Source organism: Mesorhizobium temperatum, assembly GCF_002284575.1.
Taxonomy (GTDB): Bacteria; Pseudomonadota; Alphaproteobacteria; order Rhizobiales; family Rhizobiaceae; genus Mesorhizobium; species Mesorhizobium temperatum.
This window is the reverse complement of record NZ_NPKJ01000066.1, coordinates 46,347-60,165: the sequence shown is the minus strand read 5'-3', so window position 1 is coordinate 60,165 and position 13,819 is coordinate 46,347. Positions and strand designations below refer to the sequence as shown.

Below are 13,819 nucleotides of genomic sequence, written 5' to 3'. Positions count from 1 at the left end.
GCAGCGCATCGGGGTCGAGCGATCGTGACAGCGCGGGTGGTGCAATTGGCGGTTGGAGGAGGAAACTCATGCCGGTTCTCAGAACATCAGAGCCTGAAGGTCAAGACGAGACCCTTCCTCGGCCATGGGCGCGAAAAGCCGCAGCGGTCAGGAAAGCCGGGCGGATCCTCGCCCTGACCGGGGTCATACTGCCGCTTCTCATGATCGGCGGGATGAAGTTCACGGCTGTTGAGATCGAGGCGTTGAGGCCGCTGATCGGCGGCACGCCTTGGCTCGCCTGGATGTATCCCGTATTTGGTGAAGCCGGTGCCTCTTATGTGCTTGGCGTCGTCGAGATCGCGACCGCGCTTCTCCTGATTGCCTCTCCCTGGTCGACGCGCGCCGGTGTCGCCGGCGGGGCAGTGGCCGCCCTGATTTTCCTGGTCACCTGTTCGATCATGGTTGCCCTGCCGATCTGGGAGCCTGCGTTGGGCTTTCCCGCGCTCGGTCCCGCCGGTCAGTTCCTGATCAAGGACATTGCGCTGCTCGGCATCGCGCTTGTCATACTGGGCGAAAACCTGAACAGATTAAACAAATCGGCTACCTAAGCGAATCCAGGCCGAAGGCGAGTGGCAGACCACGCCATCCGCACAGCCGCGCCAAATGGCGGGCTCCACCTGCTGCGATATTGTGGGACAGGCACAGGCTGCCTGCGCGGCCACGCGGACTACACCTTCGACTAGATCGAAAACGCCCCGCTCGCCACCACGATGCCGCGTCCAGAGACGCTCACTGAGTCGGCATCTACATCTACCTCGATGATGCTGGTACGTCCGAGCGCCGTGCCTTGCTCGATCTTGATTTCGCCGGGCTGTGCAAGACCGTGTGCAACGAGATGTGCGGCGAGCGGACCAGCCGCCGTACCGGTTGCCGGATCCTCGGAAATGCCAGCAGTCGGGTTGAAAAAGCGTGCATACGCCCTGGTTTCGGGCTGCCGTGGATCGAGTGAGAAGACGTAGCAGCCTTCCCCGCCGATCTGGTTGAGCAGGTCGAAAAGCTGTTTGGCATCCGGCGAAATCCGGTCGACGGCTTCGCGATCGCGGATCGGCACCAGGAGATGGGCAGCACCGGTCGAGACCACCTGGCAAGGCACGACCTCAGCCGCTATTTCTTCAGCATTAAGGCCGAGTGCCGTGGCAAGAGCGCCAAGATTTGAGAGCTGCCGGCCGGCCACTGGGGCTTCTTGCTGCATAATGATCTTTTCGAGTTTCCCTTGGCTTTGCCAGATAGCCAATGGATATACCAAGTCGCCGATCTGTTGGTGAAACCATGTTGGGCCATTGCCCAGATCGAGCCGCCCCGCTGCAGCGAGCCACCACCAAGCCCCTAGCGTGTTGTGGCCGCCTGCACCGAAAACCTCTACGCCTTTCGGCGTGAAAGAGCGCAACTTCCAGTCGGCGTCCTCCCGGGTCGCCGGTAGCACAAAGGTTGTCTCGGACTGGTTGAACTCACGTGCAATGTTCTGCATGAGCTCGAGCGCCAACTCGCCACCGCCGTCGACCACCGCAAGTGAATTGCCCGTCAGCGGCTCTACCGCGAAGACATCGACGAAATGAAATGGAATTGTTCTGCTCATGGTTTCCTCCGCTGACCCGCGGGCCCGTTTCAGTCGTTCGGCTGAATGTTTGCACGGTTGCCAATGTCCTGCATTGCAGAACAATCTCTACCGAAGGTGCGAGAGCACGTTGAGCAGTTTGCCGGTCGGGTCGGCAATGAAGAAACGTCTTACGCCCCACGGTTCGTCGGTCAAATCATAGACCACTCTGCAACCGATCTCGCTTGCGCGAAGATACACCTCGTCGACATTGTCGACCTCGATCGACAGATCTGGCACCGGGGCGCCTGAGCCGCCTTCGCTGGCGATGCTGACCTGGGGGATGGTTGTTTCACTGGACGCCAGCGTGACGAGCCACCCGTGATCCATGACGGCATCGAGCCCGAACAGGTCGGTATAGAACTTCCGAACATCCGGAATGCTGTCTGTTGCGATATTCGAGACGATGCGCAGCACGGTCATCCCAACTCTCCTTTCCGCGGCTTGGATGATAACGCATTGCTGCGCGCCGCGGAGCACGTCTTGAATAAAATGGAGCACGTCTTGAATAAAATAAGGCGCCCGATCACCTGAGCCTGGCGGGTGGCCCGTGCACGGCCCGCAGCAGGCTTCATTAACGCTGTTCACGCCCAAGTTGTGTCAACAGATGTCACCAGTCGCCTAAGACGGATAATGTCGCAGTTGACAGGCGGATGATTTCGAATTACGAGTGACGAAATTCAAAATTCGTCACTCGTAATTGAGCTAATGAAACAGGATGAATAATACCCTAGATACCCTCGACAAGGCGGTCGACGTGGTCCGACAGGAGAATGTCGCGCGCATCCTCGATTGCGCGGAGCGGCTGTTCCGCCACTACGGCTACGGCAAGACCAATGTCGCCGACATAGCGCGTGAACTCGGCATGTCGACGGCCAACATCTACCGGTTCTTCGCCTCCAAGGTTGAGATCCACCAGGCCGTTTGCGGCCGTATGCTCGCTACCTGCTACCAACTGACCTACGACGCCTGCCATAGTCCCGGAACGGCCAGCGAAAGGCTTCGCCGCTACGTGCAAACGCATTATCACTGGACCCGCGACACCATGCTCGACCAGGAGAAGGTGCACGAAATGGTGATCGTTGCCATCGAACGCGATTGGCATGTCATCGAGAAGCACATCGACAGGATCCGCGGCTTGGTGGAAGAGGTGATCCGCGAGGGAATCGCAACCGGCGAGTTTGCCGACCAGGACCCGAAAGTCGCCTCGCGATGCTTCGGCGCCGCCATCATTACCCTCTGTCACCCGCAGATGGTCGCCCAGTGTCTCGCCAAAGAAAACCGCGCGATGCCGGATGAGCTTATCGAGTTTGCGATCAGGGCCTTGAAGAAATGACCGGCGTCCGCCGGTCGTCGACACATTTCGGGAGTACGCAAGTGCCTTTGTCCAAATCCATCATGAACAGGCTGCCGGCCATTGGTCCGGCTCTGGTCGTCGTCGCGGCGCTTGGGCTCGCCGGCTGCTCGCAAGAAAAAGTGGAAGTCAAGGACATCGTCCGGCCGGTCAAGGTCGTCGAGATCGCCAAGGCGAACGATACCCGAGAGCTTTCTTACTCCGGATCGGTGCGCGCCCGCACCGAGATGAACCTTGGCTTCCGCATCAACGGCAAGATCACCGAGCGCTTGGTCGACATCGGCCAGCGCGTCAAGCCGGGCGACGTTCTGGCCCGCATCGATCCCGCCGACTACGACCTTTCGGTCAACAGCGCCGAGGCCAGCCTCGAGGCGGCCGAACGGCAGGTCGAGACGACAGGCCTTGCCCGCCGTCGTGCCGAACAGTTGTTTGCCAAGAACTTTGCATCGAAATCGCAGCTCGAACAGGCAACGCTCAGCTATGATCAGGCGGTCGCCACCCGAAATTCCGCCCGCTCAGCGCTAGACCAGGCGAAAAACCAGGTCCTCTACACCGACCTCAAGGCGGACAGGAACGGCATCGTCACATCAGTCGCCGCCGATATCGGTCAGGTGGTCGGCTCCGGCACGCCGGTTGTGACGGTTGCCGTCGATGGCGAAAAGGAAGTGCTGATCGCCGTTCCGGAAATGGATATCGCCCAGTTCAAGCCGGGCAAGAATGTCAAGGCAAGCTTCTGGTCCGACGATGCGCTGACGCTCGACGGCAAGGTCCGTGAAGTCGCCGGCAGCGCCGATCAGCAGTCGCGTACCTTTGCCGTTCGCGTCAGCCTGCCCAACGATCCGCGCGTGCTTCTCGGCATGACCGCGAACATCGAGGCTTCGGCGGCGAACAGCAGCCCGCAAAGCGTATCGATCCCGTTGAGCGCCCTGGCGCAAAAAGATGGCCAGCAGATCGTCTGGACCGTGGACCGCAACGGCGAGACCGTCCATGCGCGTCCGATCAAGGTCGCCGAGTTCACCGCCGACGGCGTGCACGTTGCCGAAGGATTGAGCCCCGGCGATGTCGTTGTTGCGGCGGGCACGCAATTCATGGCCGAAAATCTAAAAGTCAAGCTGACCGGCGATGCGGTGCAACAGTCCGCATCGGCGGACGATGATGGCGATGCCGTCAAGCGCGTGCGCTGACGGCCAAGCAAATTAAACCGGCTTCTCCTCGCATCGGCGCAAGCCGCGCGGTCAAGCGGGTTCACGGTTTCCGGGCGGCAGGTGCCCGATTGTCGAGACGTCAGGTCGGTGTAACCCCCCACATCGATCCTCGCGTCCCACCGCGATGAGTGTCTCTCCGCTCGGAAAGCCTCGCCGCCCGGAAGCCAGCATTAGAAGCTCCGTGGGCATGCCGTGTGCGTGCGAGACGATCAGACAAATGGACTGGCGCTATGACCACCGACACCAATGAAAAGCGGCCCTTCAATCTTTCGCGCTGGGCAATCGGGCACCCGAGCATTGCGCGGTTCCTGTTCGGCTTGATCATCGTTGCCGGTGCGCTCGGCCTGATGCGCATGGGCCAGAAGGAAGACCCGGACTTCACCTTCCGCGTCATGGTCGTCCAGGCTGTCTGGCCGGGGGCCTCGATCCAGGAGATGGAGGACCAGGTCGTCAACAAGATCGAGCGCAAGCTGCAGGAAACGCCGCATCTCGATTTCGTCCGTTCCTACACGCGCGCCGGCAGCGCCATCATCACCTTGCAGGTGGAAGGCGACACCAATCCCACGCAGGTCGCGGATGCCTTTTACCAGGTACGCAAGAAGGTCGGCGACATCGCCAATGAGCTGCCTCAGGGGCTGCTCGGGCCCTACTTCAACGATGAATTCGGCGACACTTTCATCACCTTGCATTCGATCAGCGGCGACGGCTACAGCTATCCCGAGCTGAAGAAATTAGCCATCCAGGCGCGTGACATGCTGCTGACGACGCCCGGCGTCGAAAAGGCCGTGATCATCGGCGACCAGCCGGAAAAACTCTACATCGACGTTTCGTCCAAGGTGCTTGCCGAGCGCGGCCTGACGCTCACCGATCTGCAGAACGCGATCAAGGGCCAAAACAATGTCGATCCGGCAGGCTCGGTCGATACCGGCCAGCGTTCGGTGCGCATCTCGGTCGAAGGCAACGTGACGGAGGCGGCCGACATCCGCGAACTTCGCCTGCGCGCCGGCAACCAGGTGACGCGCCTCGGCGACATCGCCACCGTGACCACAGGCCTCGAAGACCCCTATCAGCGCAAATACCGCTTCAACGGCCACGACAGTGTCCAGGTCGGTGTCGTCATGGCCAAGGGCTTCAACGTCACCGATGTCGGTAAGGACGTTGAGGCGACCTATCACCGCTTCGAAGAGGCGTTGCCTTACGGCGTTTCGGTCGATCAGATCGCCGACCAGCCGGAAGTCGTCAGGGAAGCGGTGACCGAGTTCATGGAAGCGCTTGGCGAGGCGCTGCTGATCGTGCTTGTCGTCTCGTTCCTAACGATCGGCTGGCGTTCGGGCCTGGTGATCGCGATCACCATTCCGCTCGTTCTGGCCGCCACCTTCGCCATCATGTACGAGATCGGCATCGATCTGCAGCGCATTTCGCTCGGCGCGCTGATCATCGCGCTCGGCCTGCTCGTCGACGACGCGATGATCGTCGTCGAAATGATGGAGCGCAAGCTCGAGGAAGGACTGGTCAAGGTCGAGGCGGCGAGCTTCGCCTATACCTCGACGGCCTTCCCGATGCTGTCCGGCACGCTGATCACTACCGCCGGCTTCATTCCGGTCGGCTTCGCGGCCTCGACGGCCGGTGAATACGTACGCACGCTGTTCTACGTCGTCGGCATCGCGCTTGTCGTGTCCTGGTTCGTGGCGGTCTACTTCACGCCGTGGCTTGGTCACATGATCCTCAAGCAGCGAAAACACGCCGGCAACCATCACGATGTTTTCGATACGCCCTTTTACCGCCGGCTTCGCGCCACCGTCGGCTGGTCCGTGCGCCACCGCATCATCGTGCTGGTCATGACGCTGGTGACTTTCGTAACCAGCCTGTGGGCGTTCCAGTTCATCCCGCAGAATTTCTTCCCGCAGTCATCGCGTCCGGAAATCCTTGTCGACCTCTGGCTGCCAGAAGGCACCAGCATCAAGGAAGTCGAGACGCAGGCCAAGGCGCTCGAAACCAGGATGATGGACGACAAGGACAAGCGCTTCATCGCCACCTATATCGGTGAGGGCGCGCCGCGCTTCTTCCTGCCGCTCGACCAGCAGCTTCGCAATCCGAACTTCGCCCAGCTTCTGGTGATGGCCAATGACGAACCGGCCCGCGAACGGCTGATCGTCAAGCTGCGCACCATTTTGGCCGAGGATTTCCCGTCGGTCCGCGCCAAGGTCGACCGCCTGTTCCTCGGGCCACCCACGGGCTGGCCGGTGCAGATGCGCGTCATGGGCCCGGATCGCCAGGAGGTGCGCCGCATCGCCGACGAGGTGAAGGCGAAGTTCCAGGCAAATCCGCTGCTCGGCGCCGTTCACGACGACTGGCTGGAGCCAGTGCCGGAGATGAAGCTGGTGATCGACCAGGATCGCGCCCGGGCGCTCGGCGTCACCTCGCAGCGCATCCGCCAGATGCTGCAGGCAAGCATGTCGGGGGCGCCGCTCGATGATTTCCGCGACGGCGAGGAGACCGTTTCGATCGTCGCCCGGGAACCGGAGGCGAGCCGTCACCTGCTGTCGGCGGTCGACTCCGTCTCTGTCCCGACGGATTTCGGTGGCTTCGTGCCGCTGTCGCAGGTCGCCAAGGTCGTCCCGGTGCTGGAGCAAGGCGTCGAATGGCGGCGCGACCGCCTGCCGACCATCAGCGTGCGTGCCACGCTGCCGGATGGCGTGCAGTCGAACGATGTCGTGATGAAGATGTACAGCGAGATGCAAGGCCTGCGCGACGGTCTGGCACCCGGCTACAACATCGAGATCCAGGGCGGCGCCGAGGATTCGGCCGAAAGCCAGGCCTCCATTGCTGCGAAAGCTCCGATAATGCTGGCCGTCATCGTCGTGCTGCTGATGATCCAGCTGCAGCACTTCGGCAAGGCGATGCTGGTGCTGGCGACCGGACCCCTCGGCATCATCGGCGCGGCGGCGGCACTTTTGATCAGTGGCGCACCTTTCGGCTTCGTCGCCATCCTCGGCGTGATCGCGCTGCTCGGCATCATCATGCGCAACTCGATCATCCTGGTCGACCAGATCGACCAGGATATCGCGGCCGGCATGGAACGCTCGGAGGCCATCATCGGCTCGGCGGTCCGCCGTTTCCGGCCGATCATGCTGACGGCGTTGACGGCGGTCCTGGCACTGATCCCGATTTCGCGCGGCGTCTTCTGGGGTCCGCTCGCCTATGCCATGATGGGCGGCATCCTCGTCGCCACCGTGCTCACCATCCTCGTCCTTCCGGCAGGCTATGCCTTGTTCTTCGGCAGGGAGCGCAAGAAGGCCGGGGACTCGGAGCAGGCGGCCGAGCCGAAGCTGGCAGAAAACGACGACAGGCCGCGACTGGCTCTGGCCGCCGAATAGAGCTGTTGGCAGATGTGACGTCCAGGGGTTAAATCCGCCCACCGGCAGGAGCGCTGGAGGAGGACGTCATGACCGTAGCTCAGACACCGGCGACGCTGCGCCAGCCGATCGACGGACGCCACCGCCAGATGTTCGTCGATGGCGCCTGGGTCGACGCCCGCTCGGGCCGCACCATGGAAACCCGCAATCCAGCCACCGGCGCGGTCATTGCCACGGTGCCGCGCGGCGACCGCCAGGATGTCGAGCTGGCGGTGGCCGCGGCGCGCAAGGCCTTCGACGGGCCGTGGAGCCGGTTCAAGCCCTATGAGCGGCAGGTGCTGCTGCTCAGGATCGCCGACCTCTTCGAAAAGCATTGGGAGGAGATCAGCCGCTCGGACACGACCGATATGGGTATGCCGATCGTGCGCACCCTGGCCAACCGCACCCGCGTCATCGGTATGCTGCGCTATTACGCCGGCATGGCGACCTCCCTGCATGGCGAGACGATCGAGAACTCGCTGCCGGGCGAAATCGTCTCCTTCACGCGCAAGGAGCCGGTCGGCGTCGTCGGCGCCATCATCCCGTGGAACGCACCGACGGCCGCTTCGATCTGGAAGATCGGGCCGGCGCTTGCGACCGGCTGCACGGTGGTGCTGAAACCTTCGGAAGAGGCGCCGCTGACGCCGCTTCTGATCGCCGACCTCATGAACGAGGCCGGCGTTCCGCCAGGCGTCGTCAACATCGTGACCGGCACCGGCGGCGAGGCAGGTGCGGCACTTGCCGAGCATAAGGGCGTCGACAAGATCGTCTTCACCGGCTCGACGGCGACCGGCCAGTCGATCGTCCGCGCCTCGGCCGGCAACCTCAAACGCGTCTCGCTGGAACTCGGCGGCAAGTCGCCGGTCATCGTCTGCGCCGACGCCGATCTCGACAGAGCGGTGCCGGTGGCGGCGATGTCGGTGTTCGCCAATTCCGGCCAGATCTGCATCGCCGGCTCGCGCCTGTTCGTCGAACGCTCCATCCATGACGAGTTCGTCGCGCGCCTGGCGGCCTATGCCAGAGGTCTCAGGATCGGCGACGGCATTGACCCGGCGACCGAAATCGGCCCGCTCGTCTCCGAAAAGCAGCTGCAACGGGTCGCCGCGTATCTCGAGGCCGGCACGGCGGAGGGCGCGACGCTCGTCACCGGCGGCACACGCCTAATGGAGGGGGAACTGGCCGCCGGCAATTTCGTCGCGCCGACGGTTTTTGCCGGTGTCTCTGACGAGATGAGGATCGCGCGCGAGGAAATCTTTGGGCCGGTCATTTCGGCACTGCCGTTCGATACGCTCGACGAGGCGATCGAGCGGGCCAACAACACGCCCTATGGTCTTGCTGCCGGGGTCTTCACCCAAAATCTCGCCACCGCCCACCAGCTTTCAAGGAAAATCCGCGCCGGCTCGGTCTGGGTGAACACCTATCACGCCATAGATCCGGCCGTGCCTTTCGGCGGCTACAAGATGAGCGGCTACGGCCGCGAGGGCGGTGCCGAGCACCTCGACGAGTATCTCAACACCAAAGGCGTGTTCATCAAGATCGATTGAGCGATCCGCCGAATAGGCCCTGAAACGAAAAACCCGCCTCGGTGGCGGGTCATCGGTGCCAATCGGAACCATATCCAAGACTTGGGTTCCTCGCCCCGGCGAAGCGGGGGAGAGGTGGCCGCGAAGCGGCCGGAGAGGGGGCTTTCGTAGAGCGCGGCTCCCCCTCTCCGTCTCGGCTTCGCCGAGCCACCTCTCCCCCACTTTTCGTGGGGGCGAGGAACCCAAGCGGAGTGAATTATCGCGCGCTCGATCCTTGAGGCGGTCGTCAAATAACGAACAGCCAGTTGGCGAGGAGCATCACCACGACGCCGGCGATCAACGTCAGGTAGGGCAGGATGCCCGCCTTTCTGACGGCGAGATCGGACGAATTCATGCCGAGATCCGCCAGCATGTGGTCAGGGAATTTGCCCTTGTCCTGGATGTAGTGTCGGAAGCAGAACACCGGGATGATGAGGGCAGCCGTGATCAGTCCCGCCCACAATGCCATCGGGTTCCAGACCTTGGCGCCGGCGCCCATGAAGATCATGTTGACATAGGCAAAGATGGCGCCGAGGCCGAGCAGCCAGCTCGGCGCGCGCCATGGCCGCGCGATATGGCCGTTGTCGATGCGATGGATCCAGCCGGCATTGAGGTTGAGGAAGTTGAAGATGATGTAGCCGCAGTTCGATACGGCGAGGATGAAGAAGAAGCTTGTCGCGTCGGCCGAGGCGATGGCCAGCACGGCCAGGTTGAAGATCAGGTCGGTCCACATCGCCCGCGTCGGCGCGCCATGCTCGTTGACATGGCTGAGATAGCGCGGCAGCCAGCCATCGATGGAGCCCTGATAGAGCGTGCGCGAGGACCCCGCCATCGCCGTCATGATGCACAGCACCAGTGCCAGGATCATCAGCATCACCAGCAGGCTATGGATGAGTTGTCCGCCGCCGACCATGCCGGCCAAGGCATCGGCAACACCGGAGCCATCGACGATCGGGGTGGCCAGCATGCCGTTCAAGCCGAGCACGCCCTGGAAGGTGAACGGCACCAGGATGAACAGCAGCATGCAGAGCAGGCCGGAATAGAAGATCGCCTTGAACGTGTCGGTGCCGGGAGTCTTGAACTCGGACGTGTAGCAGACGGCGGTCTCGAAGCCGTAGGTCGACCACGCGGCAATGAACATGCCGCCGAGAACAAGCGTCCAGCCGGCGATGCTCCAGGCACCGGGCTCTGGTGCATAGGCGGCCGCCAGCGGCACCAGCGGCGAAAAGTTCGCCCAGTCGATCTGGCCGGTGATGATCGGCACCACACCGACGATCAGCATCGGAATGATCACGAACAGGCCGATATATTTCTGCACGTTGGCCGTCCCCAGGATGCCGCGATGCTGGATGGAGAAGATGATCAGCATCAGCACTGCGCCGATGAAAAAGGTGGCATTGAAGGTGAAGGAGACCGGGCCCAGCGTGTGCCCGTAGAGCGTCCAGTTGCGGATCGCCGGTGTAGCGGCCGCGGTCACCGCCGCGATGGCGTCGGCGGCACTCGTTCCGGCATTAGCCGCGATATAGGCGGCGACTTCCGGCGAGGTGTCGGTAAATAGTGGCACCGGCGCTAGCGCGTTGAGGATATAGGCGGCGGCGATCGAGCAGCCGAGCGACAGTACCGGCGACCAGGCGAACCAGTTGCACCACACTGAAAGCGGCGCGATGAACTTGGAATAACGCAGCCAGGCGGTGGCGCCATAGATCGAGGCGCCGCCGGACTTGTTCGGAAACAGGCCGGCGATCTCCGCATAGGTGAACGATTGCAGGAAGCCCATGATCATGGACATGGTCCAGATCAGGAAGGCCAGCTTCCCGGTTGTGCCGGCAATGCCGCCGATCGAAAACAGGACAAGGGCGGGAACGCCGCTTGCCACCCAGAAGGCGCCGCGCCAATCGATGTTCCGGTGCAGCTTCCCTTCGGCAGCCGGCACCAAGGCAGAGACTATCGTGCTCATATGCGTGAATTCCCCATTTTTGATGTTCCCCATCGGCGACAGCCGATACCTCGCGATGCGTCACCGACGCACGCGTTGAACGACCTCAGGCGTTTTCCACTCAGTAGTATTTTTTTCTTGGCAGTGAAGATTGACGCGTCGCGCTTTCACGTCAAGCATTTTGTGAAGCTGTGCACATCGGAGATGTGGAACACGCGCAGGCGGCACTCACCGCCAGCCGATTTCAGGCGAGAAATCGACTTGCGCGGGCATGGCTTGCGCCATTCGCGATCCTTGAAATAGGCGTCAGGAGCGCGGTCTGGTCTTTTGCGGGTCGTAGTGGGCAAAGGCGACGACCCGCGCCGGCAGCCGCTTGCTGTGGCCGTCGAGCTTGCCGATCTCGACCTCGGTGCCGATGGCAGCATGGGTGACGTCAAGCCTGGCCAGCGCGATATTCTTGTTCAGCACCGGCGAGCGCATGCTCGAAGTGACCTCGCCGATCTGGGCGCGGCCGACATGGACGCAATCGCCATGGCCAACCGCGACATTGGCGTCAATGTCGAGGCCGACCAGTTTCTTCTGCGGGTTTTCCTTGCGCCGGATCAGCGCCTCGCGGCCGATGAAATCGTCGGTCTTGGTCTTCAGCGGCACGGTGAAGCCGATGCCGGCCTCGAACGGATCGGTCTGGTCGGAGAATTCATAGCCGGCAAAGATCAGCCCGGCCTCGATGCGAACCATGTCAAGCGCCTGCAGCCCCATCGGCTTCAAGCCGTGTGGTTGGCCGGCTTCCCAAATGGCGTCGAACACCTTTTCGGCGTCGCGCGGATGGCACCAGATCTCGTATCCGAGTTCGCCGGTGTAGCCGGTGCGCGAGACGACGACCGGAATGCCATTGCCGCCGCCGATGCGGGCGACGGCGAAACGGAACCATTCGAGCTCCTCGATCGACGGCTGCAGCAGTGAGGTCCAGATGATCTCCTTGAGAATGTCGCGGCTCTTCGGTCCCTGCACGGCGACATTGTGCATCTGGTCGGTCGACGAGCGCACCAGCACGTTGAGGCCAAGTTTCGTCGCCGTTTCGCGCAGCCATTCGCCGGAAAGATCGTCACCTCCGACCCAGCGGAAATTGTCCTTGCCGAGCCTCAGCAGCGTGCCGTCATCAATCATGCCGCCATGCTCGTAGCACATGGCGGAATAGACCACTTGGCCGACGCCGAGCGTTTTCACGTCGCGGGTCAGCGTGTATTGCAGCAGCGCTTCGGAATCCGGGCCGGTGACCTCGAACTTGCGCAGTGGCGACAGGTCCATGATCACGGCATCCTGCCGACAGGCCCAGTATTCGTCGATGGGGCCTTGCCTAGCGAAGGAATTGGCCAGCCAATAGCCCCTGTACTCGACGAAGTTGCGGGTGTGCTTGGCAAAGCTCGAATGAAATGATGTCTCGCGGGTCATTTTCGGTTCCGAATCGGGCGTCATGCGTCTGGCGATCGCTCGCGAGAATTTGTGCTGGCCGGAATAGGTCCGCACATGGATGTCGGTCAGGTTCCAGCCATTGGCCGGCGTCGTGTCGTCGGGACAGGCGGACGAAACGCAGACGATGTCGGTCAAGGCGCGCAGCAGCACGTAGTCGCCCGGCCGCGACCACGGCTCGTCGGACACCATGACGCCATGCGCGTCGATCGCCGTGTTGAAGAAGAAGTTGATCGCCATCCAGCCGGCGCGAGGAGTTACACCCTTATCGGCGAGCGCGCGGTTGAAATTCTCCGAGCAGTTGGGATGACCGGGATAGCCGATGTCGTCGTAATATTTGGCCGCACAAGCGAGCGCGAACGCATCATGCCGGCCGCACGTGTCCTGCACGACCTCGACCAGCGGCTCCATGTCCTGATCGTAGTATTTCGAATGCAGGCCGGGCATCGGATAGCTCGAGCCCATCAGCGTGCGCGTCGTCGTCACGTCGAGCGGATGGTCGCTGCCCTTGTCGAGCTTGCGCGCCGAAAAGCACTGGAAGTCGGTGCATTGGCGCCCGTCGACATCGATGATCTGCAGATAGTCGCCTGCCTTGACGAAGTAGGCTTCCGCGGTCGCCGAATGGACACGCAGGTCGAGCACCGGGTCGGCCAGTGGATCGCCAAGCCTGGACTTCGCCGCCGGCCGGATCGTGGCGCGGCGGACGATGACGCTGAGCGGTGTCGCCGTGTCGTGGCCGTCGACCAACATCGGCCCACCCGGGGCGGCGATGAGCATCGACCCGTCGCGGGCGACGGCAAAACTCTGTTCGGTGCCGGCAGGGGTGGCGCCGCCGAAGACGCGCACCGCCTTTGGCTGGTCGAGCTGCACCTGGCGTCGCTCGAGCCCTCGGCGCAGCGCGGCCAGGCTGTCGTCGCCATCGGCCAGCAGCGCCTTGATGCCGGCGGCGTTGCTGTTCGATTTCTCGCCTAAAATGCTGGGGTCGGTAGCGCCGCTCTTGTCCCATGCCAGCAGCTCGCAGGCCTGGCCGCCTTCGACATTGCGCACGCTGATCGTGTCGCCGGCCTCGATGTCGATGAGCACCGCGCCGTTGCCTTGGACGCAATAGCGCTCCATCCCGGCCGGCAACGCGATCTGGCCGGGCCGCAGGATCAGGCTCGGCCGGGGCGGCCCGGCTGCGACGGCGGGGTAGGGCGACTGGCTCATCTCAACCCTATGCCTTGAGAAACAAGTTTGCCTGTACGTGAAATTATTTTAGCAGCAA

General features: G+C 62.6%; 9 protein-coding genes. 5 read left to right on the top strand and 4 right to left on the bottom strand.

Translation table 11 applies throughout. The features are described 5' to 3' along the window. Positions 1 to 68: 68 nt before the first annotated feature. The gene (locus CIT26_RS25015) at positions 69 to 587 is read left to right on the top strand and encodes a DUF417 family protein (protein ID WP_095495045.1); all 519 of its coding nucleotides are present in this window, start codon (positions 69 to 71) and stop codon (positions 585 to 587) included. Positions 588 to 718: 131 nt separating this feature from the next. Here CIT26_RS25015 and CIT26_RS25010 read toward each other — a convergent pair whose 3' ends face one another. Both CIT26_RS25010 and CIT26_RS25005 read right to left on the bottom strand, forming a co-directional pair. Beyond that, complete coding sequence (locus tag CIT26_RS25010) at positions 719 to 1,699, bottom strand: PhzF family phenazine biosynthesis protein (protein ID WP_206072813.1); 981 nt, start codon at positions 1,697 to 1,699, stop codon at positions 719 to 721. A gap of 3 nt (positions 1,700 to 1,702) precedes the next feature. After that, positions 1,703 to 2,056, bottom strand: a complete 354-nt coding sequence (locus CIT26_RS25005; protein WP_095495043.1) for a VOC family protein — start codon at positions 2,054 to 2,056, stop codon at positions 1,703 to 1,705. A 295-nt stretch (positions 2,057 to 2,351) separates the two neighbouring features. Here CIT26_RS25005 and CIT26_RS25000 point away from each other — a divergent pair, with 295 nt between their 5' ends. From CIT26_RS25000 to CIT26_RS24985, 4 genes are all read left to right on the top strand, one after another. Further along, the gene (locus CIT26_RS25000; protein WP_095495042.1) at positions 2,352 to 2,969 is read left to right on the top strand and encodes a TetR/AcrR family transcriptional regulator; all 618 of its coding nucleotides are present in this window, start codon (positions 2,352 to 2,354) and stop codon (positions 2,967 to 2,969) included. Positions 2,970 to 3,031: 62 nt separating this feature from the next. Further along, positions 3,032 to 4,171, top strand: coding sequence for an efflux RND transporter periplasmic adaptor subunit (locus tag CIT26_RS24995; RefSeq protein WP_425350380.1), 1,140 nt, complete (start codon positions 3,032 to 3,034; stop codon positions 4,169 to 4,171). 251 nt (positions 4,172 to 4,422) lie between these two features. Then, the gene (locus CIT26_RS24990) at positions 4,423 to 7,569 is read left to right on the top strand and encodes an efflux RND transporter permease subunit (RefSeq protein WP_095495040.1); all 3,147 of its coding nucleotides are present in this window, start codon (positions 4,423 to 4,425) and stop codon (positions 7,567 to 7,569) included. Positions 7,570 to 7,637: 68 nt separating this feature from the next. Further along, entirely contained in the window at positions 7,638 to 9,131 is a 1,494-nt protein-coding gene (locus tag CIT26_RS24985) for an aldehyde dehydrogenase family protein (RefSeq protein ID WP_095495039.1), read from the top strand. Positions 9,132 to 9,396: 265 nt separating this feature from the next. Here the strand turns inward: CIT26_RS24985 and CIT26_RS24980 are convergent, their stop codons facing one another. Together CIT26_RS24980 and CIT26_RS24975 are read right to left on the bottom strand one after the other, a co-directional pair. Next, entirely contained in the window at positions 9,397 to 11,106 is a 1,710-nt protein-coding gene (locus CIT26_RS24980; protein ID WP_095495038.1) for a trimethylamine N-oxide permease, read from the bottom strand. Positions 11,107 to 11,391: 285 nt separating this feature from the next. After that, positions 11,392 to 13,761: a trimethylamine N-oxide demethylase gene (locus tag CIT26_RS24975; RefSeq protein WP_095495037.1), complete on the bottom strand. Its 2,370-nt coding sequence runs from the start codon at positions 13,759 to 13,761 to the stop codon at positions 11,392 to 11,394. Between the last annotated feature and the right edge of the window lie 58 nt (positions 13,762 to 13,819).